The organism is Amycolatopsis sp. VS8301801F10 (assembly GCF_046195355.1).
In the GTDB taxonomy this organism is placed as follows: Bacteria; Actinomycetota; Actinomycetes; order Mycobacteriales; family Pseudonocardiaceae; genus Amycolatopsis.
The window spans coordinates 5,358,644-5,375,510 of the sequence record NZ_CP176065.1; the positions used below are offsets into that span (position 1 = coordinate 5,358,644).

The 16,867-nt window shown below is 72.5% G+C and carries 14 protein-coding genes; 10 read left to right on the forward strand and 4 right to left on the reverse strand.

The annotated features are described in order from the left end of the window. Positions 1-12: 12 nt before the first annotated feature. The 8 genes from F9C11_RS25300 to F9C11_RS25335 all read left to right on the forward strand — a co-directional run bounded on the left by F9C11_RS25300 (position 13) and on the right by F9C11_RS25335 (position 8,872). Entirely contained in the window at positions 13-1,563 is a 1,551-nt protein-coding gene (locus F9C11_RS25300; protein ID WP_409179840.1) for a hydantoinase/oxoprolinase N-terminal domain-containing protein, read from the forward strand. Between the two features lie 5 nt (positions 1,564-1,568). Continuing rightward, positions 1,569-2,639, forward strand: coding sequence for a DUF917 domain-containing protein (locus F9C11_RS25305; RefSeq protein WP_409179841.1), 1,071 nt, complete (start codon positions 1,569-1,571; stop codon positions 2,637-2,639). Beyond that, positions 2,636-3,730, forward strand: coding sequence for a DUF917 domain-containing protein (locus F9C11_RS25310; protein ID WP_409179842.1), 1,095 nt, complete (start codon positions 2,636-2,638; stop codon positions 3,728-3,730). The genes F9C11_RS25305 and F9C11_RS25310 overlap by 4 nt, the downstream gene beginning before the upstream one ends. Further along, positions 3,727-4,446, forward strand: a complete 720-nt coding sequence (locus F9C11_RS25315) for an SDR family oxidoreductase (protein WP_409179843.1) — start codon at positions 3,727-3,729, stop codon at positions 4,444-4,446. Before F9C11_RS25310 ends, F9C11_RS25315 begins: the two co-directional genes overlap by 4 nt. Positions 4,447-4,460: 14 nt before the next feature. Next, on the forward strand, positions 4,461-5,531 hold the full coding sequence (locus F9C11_RS25320; protein ID WP_409179844.1) for a DUF917 domain-containing protein: 1,071 nt from the start codon (positions 4,461-4,463) through the stop codon (positions 5,529-5,531). Next, a complete protein-coding gene (locus F9C11_RS25325) occupies positions 5,528-7,024 on the forward strand; it encodes a PucR family transcriptional regulator (RefSeq protein ID WP_409179845.1) in 1,497 nt (498 codons plus the stop codon). The genes F9C11_RS25320 and F9C11_RS25325 overlap by 4 nt, the downstream gene beginning before the upstream one ends. A gap of 58 nt (positions 7,025-7,082) precedes the next feature. Continuing rightward, positions 7,083-7,940 carry a helix-turn-helix transcriptional regulator gene (locus F9C11_RS25330; RefSeq protein WP_409179846.1) on the forward strand — a complete coding sequence of 286 codons (858 nt, stop codon included), beginning with the start codon at positions 7,083-7,085 and terminating at the stop codon, positions 7,938-7,940. Positions 7,941-8,020: 80 nt separating this feature from the next. After that, the gene (locus tag F9C11_RS25335) at positions 8,021-8,872 is read left to right on the forward strand and encodes an oxidoreductase (RefSeq protein ID WP_409179847.1); all 852 of its coding nucleotides are present in this window, start codon (positions 8,021-8,023) and stop codon (positions 8,870-8,872) included. 58 nt (positions 8,873-8,930) lie between these two features. Here F9C11_RS25335 and F9C11_RS25340 read toward each other — a convergent pair whose 3' ends face one another. The 3 genes from F9C11_RS25340 to F9C11_RS25350 form a co-directional block, all read right to left on the reverse strand. Then, a complete protein-coding gene (locus tag F9C11_RS25340) occupies positions 8,931-10,160 on the reverse strand; it encodes an alpha/beta fold hydrolase (RefSeq protein ID WP_409179848.1) in 1,230 nt (409 codons plus the stop codon). A gap of 931 nt (positions 10,161-11,091) precedes the next feature. Continuing rightward, positions 11,092-11,385: a hypothetical protein gene (locus F9C11_RS25345; RefSeq protein ID WP_409179849.1), complete on the reverse strand. Its 294-nt coding sequence runs from the start codon at positions 11,383-11,385 to the stop codon at positions 11,092-11,094. Between the two features lie 628 nt (positions 11,386-12,013). After that, positions 12,014-12,631 carry an RraA family protein gene (locus tag F9C11_RS25350; protein WP_409179850.1) on the reverse strand — a complete coding sequence of 206 codons (618 nt, stop codon included), beginning with the start codon at positions 12,629-12,631 and terminating at the stop codon, positions 12,014-12,016. A 43-nt stretch (positions 12,632-12,674) separates the two neighbouring features. Between F9C11_RS25350 and F9C11_RS25355 the strand changes: the two genes are divergently transcribed. Next, positions 12,675-13,199, forward strand: a complete 525-nt coding sequence (locus tag F9C11_RS25355; protein WP_409179851.1) for a methylated-DNA--[protein]-cysteine S-methyltransferase — start codon at positions 12,675-12,677, stop codon at positions 13,197-13,199. A 4-nt stretch (positions 13,200-13,203) separates the two neighbouring features. Here F9C11_RS25355 and F9C11_RS25360 read toward each other — a convergent pair whose 3' ends face one another. Then, the gene (locus F9C11_RS25360; protein WP_409179852.1) at positions 13,204-13,998 is read right to left on the reverse strand and encodes a siderophore-interacting protein; all 795 of its coding nucleotides are present in this window, start codon (positions 13,996-13,998) and stop codon (positions 13,204-13,206) included. Positions 13,999-16,308: 2,310 nt separating this feature from the next. On the opposite strand from F9C11_RS25360, the gene F9C11_RS25365 reads away from it, so the two are divergent. Next, a complete protein-coding gene (locus tag F9C11_RS25365) occupies positions 16,309-16,686 on the forward strand; it encodes a YciI family protein (RefSeq protein ID WP_409179853.1) in 378 nt (125 codons plus the stop codon). The last annotated feature ends 181 nt before the right edge of the window (positions 16,687-16,867 follow it).

Sequence of the window (16,867 nt, forward strand, 5' to 3'; positions counted from 1 at the left end):
AAGGAAAATCCCGTGCGCATCGGCATCGACGTCGGCGGCACCAACACCGACGCGGTCCTGCTGGACGGCCGCGAGGTGCTCGCCTCGGTCAAGACCAGCACCACCGAGGACGTCACCTCGGGCATCGTCGCCGCGATCGACGGGCTGCAGCGGCAGCGCGCGTTCGACCCGGCCGCGGTGCGGGCGGTGATGATCGGCACCACGCACTTCATCAACGCGCTCGTCGAGGCGCACCGGCTGGCCCCGACCGCCGCGGTGCGGCTCAGCCTGCCGGCGGGCGCGTCGCTGCCGCCGATGGTCGACTGGCCGCAGCGGCTGGTCGACGCGGTGTCCGGGCGCAGCTACCTGGTGCACGGCGGCCACGAGTTCGACGGACGGCACATCGCCGAACTGGACGAGAGCGAACTGCGGAAGGCCGCCGACGACATGGGCGCGGCCGGGGTGCGCAGCGTCGCGATCACGTCGGTGTTCTCGCCGGTGAACGCGGAGTTCGAGGCGCGGGCGGCGGAGATCCTCTCCGCGCAGCTGCCGGACGTCGCGATCTCGCTGTCCCACGAAATCGGCCGGATCGGCTTGCTGGAGCGGGAAAACGCGACCGTCATCAACGCCGCGCTGCGCGAGCTGGCGGCGCACATCGTGGACGGGCTGGCCGCGTCGGTCACCGGCGCGGGCATCACCGCGCCGCTGTACCTGAGCCAGAACGACGGCACGCTGATGGACGTCGACTTCGCCCGCCGCTACCCGGTGGCGACCTTCGCGTCCGGTCCGACGAACTCGATGCGCGGCGCGGCGGTGCTGTCCGGTTTGGACACCTGCGCGGTGGTCGACGTCGGCGGCACCACGAGCGACGTCGGCGTGCTGCGGCAGGGTTTCCCGCGCGAGGCGACCACGGACGTGAGCGTGGCCGGGATCCGCACGAACTTCCGGATGCCGGACGTCCTTTCGATCGGCATCGGCGGCGGCAGCCGGGTCCGCGGCGACGCGGCCGGCGTGACCGTCGGACCGGATTCCGTCGGCTACGAGCTGACCTCGAAGGCGCTCGTGTTCGGCGGAGACACCTTGACCGCCACCGACATCGCGGTCGCCGCCGGGCGGGCCGAGATCGGCGACCCGGCGCTGGTCGCGCACCTCGGCCGGGACTTCGTGAAGGCCGCGCTGGACCGGATCGCGGCGGACGTTTCCGACGTCGTGGACCGGATGCGCACGTCGTCCGAGCCGCTTCCGGTGGTCGCGGTCGGCGGCGGTTCGGTGCTGCTGCCGGACGAGCTGGCCGGGTCCGGCGAGGTCCGCCGCCCGGACCACTACGCGGTGGCCAACGCGATCGGCGCGGCGATCGCGCAGATCGGCGGCGAGGTCGACCGGGTGTACGTGATCGAGCCGGGCCGCCGCGAGGCCGTGGTGGACGAGGCGAAGCAGGAGGCGGTCGACCGCGCGGTGGCCGCCGGGGCGAGCCCGGCGTCCGTCGGCATCGTCGACTTCGACGAGGTGCCGATCCCGTACCTGCCCGGCAACGCCACCCGGATCCGGGTCAAGGCGGTCGGCGACCTGCAGCTGGGGGCGTGAAAACGATGGCTGAGATCACTGCGCACGACTTGGACGACATCGCGCGCGGCGCGGCGATCCTCGGCACCGGCGGCGGGGGAGACCCGTACATCGGCCGGCTGCTGGCGCATGCCGCGGTCCGCGAGCACGGTTCCGTCCCGCTGGTGTCGCTGTCCGATTTGGACGACGACGCCGTGGTGCTGCCGGTCGCGATGATGGGCGCGCCGACGGTGATGGTGGAGAAGCTGCCGTCCGCCGAACAGGTCGGGCTCGCCGCCCGGACGCTGGCCACCTACCTGGGCAAGGAACTCACGCACATCGCCTGCGCCGAGGCGGGCGGCGTGAACTCGCTGATCCCGGTCGTCGCGGCGGCGCAGCTCGGGCTGCCGCTGGTGGACGCGGACGGCATGGGCCGCGCGTTCCCGGAACTGCAGATGGTTTTGCCGACCCTGTACGGAATCCGCGCGACCCCGATGTCCATCGCGGACGAGAAGGGCAACCGCGGCGTACTGGACACTGTGGACAATCACTGGGCCGAGCGGCTGGCCCGGTCGGCGACCATCGACATGGGCTGCTCGGCGATGATCAGCAACTACGCGATGTCCGGCGCGCAGGCCCGCGAGTCGATGGTGCCCGGCACGCTGACCCTGTGCGCGGAACTCGGCGCACTGGTGCGCCAAGCCCGCGACGAGCACGAGAACCCGGTGGATCGCGTGGTGGAGCGGCTGCGCGGCCGGACGCTGTTCAGCGGCAAGGTCGTGGACGTCGCCCGCCGCACCGTCACCGGGTTCGCCCGCGGCGAGGCGCGACTGTCCGGAATGGACGGTGACGCGGGGAAGGAGATGCTGCTGCGGTTCCAGAACGAGCACCTGGTGGCGGAGGTGGACGGCGAGGTGTGCGCTTCGGTGCCGGACCTCATCTGCACGCTCGACCGCGAGTCCGGCGAAGCCGTCACCACCGAGGGCCTGCGCTACGGCCAGCGGGTCGCGGTGCTCGCGGCCCCGGCGGACCCGCGCTGGCACACTCCGGAAGGCATCGCGCTGGCCGGCCCGCGGTACTTCGGATACGACCTCGATCCGATCGGGGTCGCCGGATGAGCTGGACCCTGACCGAAGACCACCTCGAAGACCTCGCCCGCGGCGCGGCCGTCCTCGGCACCGGGGGCGGCGGCGACCCGTACGTCGGGCGGCTGCTGGTGCGCGAGGCGATCCGCGAGCACGGACCCGTCACCGTGCTCGATCCGGACGAGCTGGACGACGACGCCCTCGTCATCCCGACCGCGCAAATGGGCGCGCCGACCGTCGTGCACGAGAAGCTCCCCAACGGCGCCGAACCGGAACTTGCCTTGCGGGCGCTGGAAAAACACCTCGGCGCGAAGGCCGATGCGACGATGCCGATCGAATGCGGCGGGATCAACTCGATGATCCCGCTGGTCGTCGGCGCGCGGCTCGGGCTGCCGGTGGTCGACGCCGACGGCATGGGCCGGGCGTTCCCGGAACTGCAGATGGAAACGTTCGGCGTGTACGGCGTCCCGGGTTCCCCGATGGGCATTGCCGGAGAGCGCGGCGAGACCACACTGATCGACACCGGGGCCGACAACCGCCGGATGGAATGGCTCGCGCGCGGGATCACCATCCGGCTCGGCGGGGTCGCGCACATCGCCGAGTATTCGATGAGCGGCGCGGACGTGAAACGCACGGCGGTGCCGCGGACGCTCTCGCTGGCGTTGCGGGTCGGCCGGGCGATTCGCCTTGCCCGCGAAGAGAATGCCGACCCCGTCGATGCGTTGGCGACCGCGCTCAGCGACACGTTGTACTCGCATTTGCGGGTGTTGTTCCGCGGCAAAGTGTCCGATGTGGAACGACGGACCGAAGAAGGGTTCGCCCGGGGCCGCGCCGCGGTGGTGTCGTTCGACGGCGAGCACAAGCTGGAAATCCTGTTCCAGAACGAAAACCTGGTGGCGCTCGTCGACGACGAGGTCCGTTGCCTCGTGCCCGACCTGATCTGCGTGCTGGAGGCGGAATCCGCCGAACCGATCACCACCGAGACGCTGCGCTACGGCCAGCGCGTCACTGTGGTGGGGATTTCGACGCCGCCGCTGATGCGCACGCCGGAAGCGCTGGCCACGTTCGGCCCGGCGGCCTTCGGGCTGGCGCACGAGTTCGTTCCCGTGGAGGTGGCTTCGTGAATTCGCTTGACGGCCGGGTGGTCGTGATCCTCGGCGGCGGTTCCGGGATCGGGCTGGAGGTGGCCCGGCGCGCGACCGCGGCGGGCGCGCTCGTCCACCTCGGCGGCCGGACCGGCGACAAGCTCCGGGCCGCCGCGGCGGAACTGGGCCCGACCGCGACCTGGCAGGCGGTCGACACCACCGACCAGGCGTCGCTGGCCGAGTTCTTCGGCGCGCTGGAGCGGGTCGACCACCTGTTCACGCCCGCCGCGTCCTACACCGTCGGCCCGATGCGGGACCTGAGCGACGCGGAGGCGGAAAGCCCGTTCGTCACGAAGTTCTGGGGCCAGTACCACGCGGTGAAGCACGCCGCGCCGAAGCTGTCGGACGACGCGTCGGTGGTGCTGATGTCCGGCGTGGCGAGCGTGCGCCCGCCCGCCGCGGCCCCGGCGTACATCGCGTGCAACGCGGCGATCGAGGGGCTCGGCCGCGGGCTCGCGGTGGAACTCGCCCCGGTCCGGGTGAACGTCGTGTCGCCGGGCACGATCGACGGGAACCTGTGGGCCGGGCGCCCGGCCGCCGCGCGGGAGGCGAGTTTCGCGCAGTACCGCGCGGACACGCTGCTGCACCGCGTCGGCCGGGAGTCCGAAGTGGCCGATGCCGTGCTGTACCTGTTCACCAGCACTTACACCACCGGCTCGACGCTGTATCCGGACGGCGGCTACAGCTTCCGCTGATACGCTGACCAGCCATGCGCATCACCGCCGCGGACGTGCCGGCTCTCGAACGCGGCGTCGCGCTGCTCGGGTCCGGCGGGGGCGGGGACACCGTCACCGCGGCGGTGCTGCTGCGGCGGCTGACCGAATCCGGCGGCGAACCCGTCGTGCACCCGGCCGCCGAGCTGCCGCCGGACACGCTGGTCGTTCCGGTCGGCATCGTCGGCGCGACCGCCGCGTTCGCCGAGAAGCTGCCGAGCGGCGACGAATTCGCCTCGGCGATCGCGGCGATCGAACGCTGGACCGGGCAGCGCGCGCAGGCGCTGATGACCATCGAGATCGGCGGTCTCAACGGCCTGCTTCCGCTGGTCGTCGCCCAGGAACTGGGGCTGCCCTGCGTGGACGCCGACCTGTCCGGGCGCGGGCTGCCGCGGCTCGACCAGCTCTCGGTCGCCGCGACCGGCCGCGGGGTCGCCCCGGCGGCGATGGCCGAACCCGGCGGCCGGGTGGTGGTGCTCGCCGCGGCGGCCGCCCCGGTGGTCGAGAGCGGGATCCGCGCGTTCCTGGCCAGCTCCGGCGGCTGGGCGGCGATCGCGCTGGCCCCGATCCCGGCCGGCGAACTGGCCGGGCACGCGGTCCTCGGCACGACCGGCGAGGCGCTCGCCCTCGGCGCCCGGGTGCTCGCCGCGGGGGAGAGCCCGGACCTCGCCGCGCTGGAAACCGCCCTCGACGGCCGGGTCCTCGCCCGCGGCCGGGTGCTGGAGGTGTCGCGGCACGTCGGCCCCGGACAGCACGGACATCCCGGGTTCGGCCGCGGTTCGGCGACCCTGGCCGACCACCGCGACGGCGCGTTGCTGCGGCTGGAAATGGAGAACGAGTACCTGCTGGCGCTGCGGGACGGCTTGCCGGTGGCCTCCACTCCGGACGTGCTGTCGGTGCTCGACCGCCGCACCGGCGTCCCGCTGCAGTGCGACGCGATCCGCGCCGGAGTGGAGGTGGACGTCGTCTGCCTCGCCGCGTCCCCGTTCTGGACCGACCCGCGCCGCCGTCCGCTGCTGGAACCGCGCGCGTACGGAATCGACTGCGATCCGGTGGCCGCCCAGTGATCCTCCGCCAGCTGCTCGCGTTGCCCTCGTGGGCCGGCCCGGTCCGCGTGTGCTCCGGAGAGTCCGGTTTGGACCGTCCACTTCGGACAGTCACCGCCGCGCTGGACGCCTCCGGCACGCCCGCCGCCGGCGAACTCGTGGCGATCGTCCGTCCGCTGGGCTCCGACTGGCAGATCGACGCCCTCCTGCGCCGGTGCGCGGACGCCCGAGCCGCCGGGGTTCTGCTTCCCGGAGCCGAACCGCTCGCCGCGTCCCGGCTTCTGGCCGAACGGCTGTCGGTGCCGCTGCTCGTCACGTCCGCCGATCCGCTCGACCTGCTCGTGGACGCCCGCCTCGCGCTGGCCGCCCCCGACCTCGACCGCGCCGACGCGGTGCTCGCCGCGCACCGCGCGCTGGGGGAGCGGCTGCGTCCGCCGGAGGAAATCGTGACCGTGCTGCGGCGGCTGCTGGACGCTCCCGTCGCCGTCCTCGACGACCGCGGCGAGGTGCTCGCCGGAGAACTCGCCGAGGCCGCCCGCGTGCGGGTGCACGAGCCGGTCCCGCAACGCGTCGCCCTCCCGGACGGTGTCCTGCTCGCGCATCCCGCGGTGCTGCCGCAGCCGTCGGTCTGGCTGGCCGCCGAGCTGACCGGCGCGAAAGCCGCGCGCGCGGACGTCGTCGCCGCGACGCTGGCCGTCGCCGCCGGCGCCGTGCAGCGCTGGCTGCTGGCCCACCGCCTCGAACTGGAGCGCGACGCCCGTTCCCGGTCCGCCCTGCTGGGCGATCTGCTGCGCCAAGACACCGAACCCGGCGCCGACCTGCGCCGCCGCGCCGCCGACGCGGGCTGGCGGCTCGGCGGCTGGCACGTCGGCCTGCGCATCGGCGTCCCCGCCGACGTCGACACCGTTTCCCGCACGCAGGAAGTAGTGCGCGCGCTGCGGGCGGAGTCGATCGACGCGGTCACCGTCGAACACGGCGAGGGCTGGACCGGCTGGGTCACCTTCGAACAGGAACCGACCGCGGAACGGGTGCGGGCGCTGTCCGCGCGGCTGCGCGCCGTGCACCGCAACCTGCGCCGCACGCTCGACGCCCACCTCGGCGTCGGCCGCCCGCACGCCGACGGTCTCACCGCGACAGTCGCCGAAGCCGCCGACGCCGCCCGCCTCGCCGCGACCCGCCCGGAGACCGGGCATTTCCTGCACGTGGACCAACTCGGCATGGCGCAGCTGCTCCTGGAATGGACCCGCACCGACACCTTCGAACCGGCCGCGCGCGCGTTGCTCGCCCCGCTGGTCCCGGCGCCCGGAGACCTGATCCGCACGCTCGCGGCGTACCTCGACGCCGAGTCCTCCCTCGCCGAAACCGCGACTGTGCTGGGGATCCACCGGAACACCGTCGCCGCGCGGATCGGCCGGATCGAGCAGCTGCTGCACGTCGACCTGTCGCGCCCGGACGAACGGCTGGCCCTGCATCTCGCCGCCCGCGCGGTGATCCTCGCCCGGCCCGGCGGGTAGTACTGACAGGGCCAGCTACCGCCTTGGTGATCGACTGCGCGGAAGGCAGACTCGAGGCATGGGCAAGAACGACCTCGGCGATTTCCTGCGGGCTCGCCGCGCCGGGCTGACGCCGGAGGACCTCGGTCTTCCGGCCGGATCCGGCGGCGGACGGCGGGTTTCCGGCTTGCGGCGCGGCGAGGTCGCGCAGCTGGCCGGGGTGAGCACCGAGTACTACACCCGGCTGGAACAAGGCCGGGCCCGGCAGCCGTCCGAGCAGGTGCTGGCCGCCCTGTCCGACGCGCTGCGCTTCGACGACATCGAGCGGCGGCATCTGTTCGCTCTCGCGGGCGCCACCGCTGAACGTCTCGACCGGGCCGAGCACGCGTCCCGGCTGCGCCCGGCGCTTCGGCAGGTGCTGGACTCGATGGAGCTGGCGTCGGCGTTCGTCAGCGACCGGAACCTCACGGTCGTCGGCGGGAACGCGTTGTGGGCCTTGCTGTTTCCCGACGTGGCGCGGCTGCCGCGGCGGGAACGCAGCATGGCGCGCTGGACGCTGCTGGACCCGGGAGCCCGCCTCGTGTGGCGGGATTGGGAACGCGTCGCCCGCGACTACGTGCACGGGCTGCGGATGGCCGCCGCCGCGCAGCCGCGGAATCAGCACATCGCCAACCTGATCGGCGAGCTGATGATGCGTTCGCCCGAGTTCCCGGCGTGGTGGTCGGAACACCGCGTCCAGGAACGCAGCACCGGCCTGAAACGCCTGCGCCATCCGGTCGTCGGCGATCTGGAACTGCAGTACGAGGTCTTCTCCGCGGTCGCCGATCCGGGCCAGTCGATGGTCGTCTACAGCGCACCGGCCGGTTCGCCTTCGCAGGAACGGTTGCGGCTGCTGGCCAGCTGGGGCCGTGAACCGGCGCCCGCCGCCGAGTCCTGATCTTCCCTTGTGCCTCGGGCCCCGCCGTACCCGCGGGGTCCATGCCGTCCTGCCCGATTTCCCCGAAAGGACCTTCCGCAGTGAGCAAGAAATTCCTGATCACCGGCGTCAGCACCGGCCTCGGCCGCGCCATCGCCCGCCGCGCCCTCGCCGCCGGGCACCACGTCGCGGGCACCGTGCGCACCGAAGCACACGCCGCCGATTTCGTGGCGCTGGATCCCGAACGCGCCCGTGCCTTCGTTCTCGACCTGACCGACGCCGACCGGATCGAGCCCGCGGTGCGGGCCGTCGAGGAGGAACTCGGCCAGATCGACGTGCTCGTGGCCAACGCCGGCTACGGGCTCGAAGGCACCTTCGAAGAGTCGTCGATGGAAGACCTGCGCCGCCAGTTCGAGGTCAACGTCTTCGGCACGGTCGCCACGATCAAGGCGGTCCTGCCCGCCCTGCGCGAACGGCGCGACGGCCAGATCTTCGTCATCACCTCGATGGGCGGGCACACCACGTTCCCCGGGCTCGCGTTCTACGAGGGCAGCAAACACGCGCTGGAGGGCATCACCGACACCCTCGCCCAGGAGGTCAAGCAGTTCGGCGTGCGGGTCACCGCGGTGGCTCCGGGCGCGTTCAAAACCGACTGGGCGGGCCGGTCGCTCGTCCGCGCGCCGCGCCGCATCGCCGACTACGACGCCCTGTTCGACCCGATCCGGACCCGCCGCCAGGCACTGGCCGGTCAGGGCATCGGCGACCCCGACCGGGCGGGCGACGCGATCCTCTCCCTGCTGGACGAGGAAAACCCGCCGGTGCACCTGCTGCTCGGCTCGGACGCGCTGCGCCTGGTCGCCGCCGGACGCCAGCGCGTCCAGGACGACTTCGACGCCTGGCAGGACCTGACGTTGTCCACCGACTCCGCCGACGGCGGCGTCACCGTCGCCTGACCCCGCGCGGGGAACCCTGCTGGTACGCAAGGGGGTAGCAGGGTTCCCCGCACGTCAGTCAGACGCGTCCGCGCACGAGGTCGATCAGCCGCCCGAGCACGTGGTCGCCGGACGCGCGCAGGCCGTTGTGCTCGTACTCGTTGGTGAGCCACGGCCGCAGCGTCGGGATCAACCGCGCGGTTTCCTCGGAGAACACCCGCTCGACGTACATGTCGTTGGCGTAGATCGCGGCCGCCGCCGGAACCGTGCACTCGCGCAGTGCATCGGCGTCGTACAGCCGCGGCCATTCGTGCTGCGCGAGCAGTTCGGCGGTCTCCTTCATCGGCCGGAGGCTGTGGAGATCGTCGAAGAGCCAAGGGAACACGTGCTCGCCGGTGAACAGCGTCCGGTCCGTGCGGAACTCGTCCGGCAGCACCCGTTCGGCGGACCAGCGCGTGGCGAATCCGTCGGAGTACGACGATTCGTGGATGACCGAGTACAGCGGATTGCGCCCGCTGAACGGCAGCGAGTTCGCGACGTCGTGCGCGAACGCGGGGGACTTCGGGTCGCGTTCGAGCAGGTAGTGCAGTGCTTCCTCGCCGCCGCCGGCGCCGAGGAGGTACCCGAGCTGCTGGAACAACCGCGCGGTGAGCGGGCTGCCGTCGGGCAGGACCACGGCGCCGTCGTCGAGCAACGGCAGCAGCGCTTCGACGCGGTCGCGATCGCCGGGATAGCGGAGGTAGTACTGGCGGTTGCGTTCGAGCAGGTTCGCGAACGTCGCGGTGTAAACCTCGTCCGGATGGCGCCCGACCGGCGGGAGCCCGCCGGTGAAGAAGGCCTCGGCCAGCCCGTCGGGAGCGGAGGAAAGGTAGTGGAGCGTGCAAAACCCGCCGAACGACTGGCCGAGCACGCTCCACTTCCTGACGCCCAGCTGCTCGCGCACGAACTCCGCGTCGCGCACGATCGCGTCGGCGCGGAAGTGCGTGAGGTATTCGGCCTGCTCGGCGGGCGTGCCCGGCAGCGTGCCGACCGGGGCGGACCGCCCGGTGCCGCGCTGGTCGAGCATCAGGACCCGGTACTCCCGCAACGCCCGGGGCAGCCAGCCCGGCGCCCCGAGCGACGGCCGCGGCGCCTCGTGCCCGGGACCCCCTTGCAGGTACACGAGAAACGGCCGGTCGAGCCCGTCCGGATCGGCGACCTCCCGGGCGAAGACGGTGATCTTCGCCCCGTCCGGGCGGGAATGGTCGAGGGGAACGGAGAACTCGTGCTCGGTGAGCACCAGGCCGGAAACGCGCACGGTGGTTGCCATGCGGGCGATTCAACCAGAGCGGGCGCGGGGGAGGCCACGGGAATTGGCGGGGCTGGTCTATTGTGGACAGTCGGGTGGGCGCTGTTCGCGGTGGTTGCTTTCCGGCGCGGGTTACGGTGGGGTGGCTTTTCCAGGTCTGGTTGGGGTTCGCTGGCTCGCGCCTTCTCTGCCTGACGGGGTTTGCTGGCGCGCGGCTTCTCTGGCCCGGTGCGGGTTTCCCCGGCTCGTGGCCTGCTGGGCCGACGGGGTTGGTTTGGCTTGCAGCCTGCTCCGGGCCGACGCGGATTCGCTGGCTCGTGGCCTGCTGGGCCGACGGGGTTGGCTGATTTGCGGCCTGCTCCGGGCGGATGAGGGTTGGCTGGCTTGCGGCCTGCTTCGGGCCGACGGGGTTCGCTGGCTTGCGGCCTGGTCCGGCCCGACGTGGGTTTGCTGGCGCGCGGCTTCTCTGGCCCGACGCGGGTTTCTCTGGCTCGTCGCCTGTGCTGGGCCGACGGGGTTTGGCTGGCTTGCGGCCTTCTCCGGCCCGATGAGGGTTCGCCGAACCGCGGCCTTCCCCAGCTCGATGTGGTTTTGCTGGCTCTCGGCCGCTGTTGGCGCGATGGGCCCTTCGCCGTCCGGCGGCCGTTGTTCGCCCGGAACAGCTTTCGCTGGCACGACCTCTGCCGACTCGCGGCCGCTTGGGCGATTCCGCGGCAACCGCGAGGGTGCGGAGGAGCGTCGCCATCCCTCGGCTGCCGCGGGAGGAGCGTCGGCGCAGCCTTGCGCATTCACTTTTCGCTGGGGCACTTTCCACTGGAACGCATCTCGCAGCCTGCCTTCACCGGCGCGGCTCCGTGCGTCCGGCCTTCCCGGGTCTCCGCGCGGAGTGCCGCTCAGCCTCCCGACGCCGAGGTTTCCGCCGCCGGGAGCTGGTCGCGGCCGGAAAACGGTGTTACTCCTTGCCCATCGCCCGGCGGATCTCGGCGAGCTTGTCCTTCGCCGCCTCCTTGCGGTCGGCGATTTTCTTGTCCAGCGACTGCAGGTCCTCCGGCCCGCCGATCCCGGCCAGCTCCTGCGCGCCGACGGAGGTCTGGTACCGCTTCTCGATCCGGTCCCGCACGAAGTCGAACGACGGCGCGCCGTTGTCGCTGTAGTCGGGTTCGGGGAGGTCGGCGGACGGCGTGCCGGGACTCTCCACGATCTCCGCGTCGAGCGGCTGCTGCTCGCCGGGCTTGTCCGCGCTCATCGTCTCGCCTCTTCTCGGTCGTCGGCTCCGTCTCCGACCCTAGCCGACCTCGCGCGAGCGGGTGGATGTTTCGCCGCCGCGGGTGTGCGGTAGCCCGTCAGGGAGAGAAAGGAGCCCGCGATGTTCCGTCCCCGCTCGACCGCGCCGCCCGCACCGCCGGAGCCCGTCCCTCCCGGCCCGGTGGAGCCCGACCCGGTGACTCCGGGACCGGACCGTCCGCTGCCCGACCCCGACCCCCTCCCGCCCGAACCCGGACCCGGCCCCGAGCTGGCGGCGGCGGGTCCCTTGTGGACAGTCCGGCCGGAGTGAACCGGGCCCTGCCGACCTGCCGCGCCGATCTGCCTGGCCGGAGTGAACGGTGCCCCGCTGACCTGCCGTGCCGACCTGTCGGGCCGGAGTGAACCGGGCCCTGCCGACCTGCCCGGCGGGAGTGCGCCGCGCCTTGGTCTGCCCAACCCGGGCGAGATCGCCCGTCCCGGTCAATTCCGTCGCGAGCACGCGTCATCCAGCCAAGCCTGCGCCGGTCCCCAGCACGAGTCCCGCCGATCCCGAAGCCCGTCGGCATCCGATCCCGCAGCCAAGACCCGCTCAGCGGCACCCGCCGCGGGCCAAGCCTCGCGCGCCCGGCTCAGCCGCGAAACCCGCCCGCCTCCAGGGCCGCGTCCACCTTCGCCCGGTGCGCCTCCGCCCATTCGTCGAGCGTCTGCGCCTCCTCCTTGGCCAGCTTCGCCCGCGCGTCCGCCAGCACCCGCGCCGCGTCGGCTTCGGGCACCACGACCACGCCTTCCTCGTCCGCGACCACGATGTCCCCGGCGTGCACCGTCACCCCGCCGCACCGGGCGGGCTCGCCCAGCGGCGTCACCGCGGCCTTCGTGCCGGGAATCGGGATGACGCCGCGCGCGAAGACCGGGAACCGCGCTTCGCGGACCTCCTGCAGGTCGCGGATGACGCCGTCCAGGACGAAGCCCGCGATGCCGCGTTTCTGCGCGGTCGCGCAGACGTTGCCGCCGGCGAGCGCGTAATCGACGTCGCCGGATTCCGCGACGACGACCGCTCCGGCGGGCGCGTGGTGGATCGCCGCGTGCAGCATCAGGTTGTCGCCCGGCGGGCAGCGCACCGGGTACGCGGGCCCGGCGATCCGCGGCACCGGCCCCCACAAGGGGCGCACGCCGTAGTCGAGCACCTGGCCGCGGCCGAGCAGGTCGGCGAGGGTCGTGGTCGGGATGTCGGCGAAACCGTCGTCCATGGACGGCGATGCTCTCACGCTCGGCCCGGCCGGATACCGTTCCGTGGCACCGATCACGGAGGAGAAGATGGCTTTCCGGCACACCGTCGCCGCGTCGCCGGTCGGCGATCTCACCCTGGTCGCCGACGGCAGCGCGCTGGTCGCGGTCTACTTCGACGGCCACAGCCGGACCCCGCGCTTCCCGGACTTCGGCCCGCGCGCCGACGACGCTTTCGCGACCGTGACCCAGCAGCTCGACGAGTACTTCGCCGGACAGCGCCAGACGTTCGACCTCGAGTTCGACCTGCGAGGCTCCGAGTTCGAACGCCGCGTGTGGCAGTTGCTGACCCGCATCCCCTACGGCGAGACCCGCACCTACCGCGACCTGGCCGTCGAACTGGGCGAACCCGGCGCGGCACAGGCGGTCGGCAACGCGAACGGCTGGAATCCGCTGAGCATCGTCGTGCCCTGCCACCGGGTGGTCGGCAGCAGCGGCGGCCTCACCGGATACGCGGGCGGCGTCGCCCGGAAACGGTTCCTGCTGCAGCTGGAAGAACCGCCCGCCGACACCGCCGGACGGCTGTTCTGACGGCTCACCCCAGCGCGGCGCGACCGTGTTTCCAGTACCCCTGGAACGCGATCGCCTGCTTCGGCACCCCGCGCTCGCGCGTGAGGAACCGCCGCGCGCCGGTGGCCAGCCCGCTCTCCCCGGCGACCCACGTGTACCCCGGCGGCTCGGACAGGTCGAGCTGGCCGAGGACGTCGAGCGCGAGCCGTCCGGGCAGCCGGTCGTCCTCGCGGACCAGCCACTGGACGTCGGCACCGAGCGGCACGTCGACCGCCTGGATGTCGTCTCGCGCCCCGACTTCCAGCAGGACCGTCCCGCGCAGGCCAGGCGAGGTCTCGAGGATCGCCAGCGCCGCCGGGACCGCGCTTTCGTCGGCGAGAAGCAGCTGCGTGACGCCCTCCGGCGGGAGATACGTGATTCCCTCGTCGAGAATCCCGACCTCGTCGCCCGGCCGCGCGTTCTCCGCGAATCTCGACGCGGGCCCGCCGTCGCCGTGCACCGCGAACTCGATGTCGACCTCCCCGGGCCGCGCCGCCCGGATCGTGTAATTCCGCACCCACGGCCGGGAGGCGGCGCTCATCAGCAGGTGCTGGGCGAGCCAGCGGTTGCCCGAAGCGGTGGGAAGCCGCAGCCCGCGCTGCCCCTCGCGCGGGAAGAACAACCGGCACCATTGGTCGAACCCGAGCGGCGCGAAGTCCTCGAGGCCCTCCCCGCCGACGGTGAGGGTCACGAAATGCGCGGACGTGCGTTCGGCTCGCAGCACGGACGCCCGGAGCAGCCGTCTGCTCTCGGGCGTGCGGCGCTGGGGGAGGGTTGGCATGGCGGGGTCCCGGTTCGCTTAGGTAAGGCTTGCCTCATGACCGTAGCCGGTGGCGTGCCGCGACGGCAAGGACTCGAACTTGCCCTGGTCGCAGCGGTGCGTGCGTCCTGCCTAGCGTGGATGCGTCCGTTCGGGCCATCCCTGGTGCCCCCTGGTTTCTTTGGCTGATCACTCTCTGTATCACTCATGTGGGTGACAGTTGACGGCTCAATAACTTGGCGGGCCGTGACACTCTGTGTATGAGTGCGGTGTGGACTGGGGTGGCGAACCCGAGTTTCTCCGCTTGGCGACCGTGCGAATGAACGTGCATCTTCCCGTGTCAGAGCCGGTTCCCCGCAGTTCGCGGACGCGTCAAGAGGTCTGGACAAGTCTCCGCGCGGAGGGCCTTCCGGGCTCGAAACAGCGACAGCGAAGAGTAGCGAAAACCGTCACTCGAACCGCTGGGCGACGCTGAGGGACCGTTCGCCGCGACACTGCCAGTAGAACTGGCCGGTGACGCACCGTCTTCGCCAGGATGAGCGCATCCGAGGCCCCGCACCCGCACGACGGCCGGGGCCGGGAGAGCCGTCGGAAGCGGTCCGCCGGCCGGAAGAGAAAGGGACGACGACCTCATGACGGTGGTTCCCTGCCTCACCGACCAGCCGCGTCGAACCGGGCAGCAGCGCCAGGCTGGCGAGCCGCCCGAGCGGGAGGGCGCGGTGCTGGTCCGGGAGCCCCAGCCGATCCGCCGCGAACCGGACCCTGCCGGGGCAGCGGTGCGGCTTCGCGGAACGGAGAAACCGGCCCAGCCTGCCGATCCGGTCAAGCCGCGCGCTGCGGACGGCCCGGCCGCAACCGCCGAGGCCACAACGGAAACAGCCGCGCCCGACGCACCCGAGACTCGCCCAGCCGCTCCGGCCCGCCCGGACGATGCGGTCAACCCCGCCGAGCTAAGCGCGACGGCCGGAAGTGCCGTGGCGGAAACTGCCGCGCATGCGGGAACCTCCGCCGAGGCAACCGACGGGCTCGGAGGCGAGGCAGCCGGAAGTGTCGCGGCGGAAACTGCCGCTGATGCGGGAATCGCGGCCGAGGCAACCGACGGGATCGAAGGCGAGGCAGCCGGAAGTGCCGCAGCGGAGGCGGGCACGGCAATCGAGTCCGCCGGGTCCGGTGACGCAGTCACCGAGGTCGCCGGAAGTGCCACACCGGAAGCGAATTCGGGCGCGAGCACCGCGGCCGGGCCACCTCAGCCATGTGCACCCGAGATCGGGGCCGTCGGGAGTGCCGCACCGGAATCGAGCACGGCAGCCGAGCCCGTCGGGCCAGGCGATGCGGTCGCCGAGGCAGTAGGAAACGCCGCACCAGAATCAGATCCGGCGGCAAGCACCCCCATCGAGCCCTGCCCATCAAGTCCGCCCGAGAACGAGCCCGCTGGGAGCGCCGCGAACACCCCAACCGGGGCCGCCGAGCCAAGCGCGGCCGTCGGGTGTGCCGCGCCGGGAGCGGACTCGGCTGCGAGCGTTGCGGTTAAGCGCGGCGAGCCAAGCGCGGTCGGGATCGGGGCTGTCGGGTGTGCCGCGCCGGAAGCGGACTCGGTTGCGAGCGATGCGGCTAAGCGCGCCGAGCCAAGTGCGGTCGGGATCGGGGCCGTTGGGAGTGCCGCAGAGGAAGCGGCCTCGGCTGCGGGCGCGGCAATCGAGCCCGTCAGGTCCGGCAACGCAGTCACCGGGGCAGTCGGAAGTGTTGCGGTTGCTACGGCCGCGAGCACTCCAGCCGAGCCAGCCCGGTCCGGCGGCGGAGCCGCAAGCGACTCGGCGCAAACCGCCCCGGCCGCGAGCAACCCGGCAACGAGCACCGAGGCGAGCAACCCCGAAGAACCCCTCCACCCCGACCCGGAGCACCCCGACCGAGTCCGCGTCGTAGTCGACTGGGATCCCTTCTCCCGGCCGCCTCGCAGGGTCGCCAGCCGGGAGGAGATGGTCGCCTCCGCGCATCGGGTTCTGGCTCGTCGCAAGCGCGGCCGGCACCGCAAGCCCGACACCCGCGATCCCTGGACTTCCCGTGCCGCGGATTTCGTCGTCGCCTGGGCCGCCACGCTGAGGATGGCCCTGCTTCTCCTCGCCGGAACCGCGTTTCTCGCTGGTCTCGCGCTGATGAACAATCCGATCGCGGGAGCGGCCGTCACCTTGGCCGCGGGGGTCGCGGCGTGGGCGGCGCGGCCGCGAAGGTCCCCCTCGCACGGTGCTAAGGCAAGGGTGTCGATTCCGCGCGCGGCCGTTCGACGAGGATGTGACGGCTGGACGAAACCAGCCCCGATCCGAGGAGCGGTCAATGCGTTTCCTGATGATGCACCGGCTTGACGAGAACGCCCCCGAGGCCTGGAACCCCAGCCCCGAGTTCATGGAGAAAATGGGCGCGTTCATCCAGGACTGGACCGAACGCGGCATCCTGATCACCGCCGAGGGTGTCCACCCGTCGGCGAAGGGCGCGCTCGTCCGCAAGCCTCGCGGCGCGGCTCCGGTGGCGACGGACGGGCCGTTCACCGAGGCCAAGGAGGTCATCGGCGGATTCGCCCTGGTCAACGCCGCGGACCGGGCCCAGGCGGTCGAGTACGCGCGCCAGTACGCGGACCTGTTCGACGAGATCGAGGTCGAGGTCCGCCAGGTCGTGGAGTTCGACGACCTCCCGGACCTGACGGCGGCGGAATAGCCGAGCCAGCCCGCGGCCATGCGCGGGCCCGCACCGCGGCGATCTTCGCCCCGGGGGACCGGGGGACCGGGGGGCGAGGAAGCGGCGGTGCGGGCCCAGCGCCCGAGCGGCGGCCAGAACCCGCTCCGCATGGTGCGTTCGGCCTCCGACCCGCATCGCACCTCCACCCCCGGATCCGTCC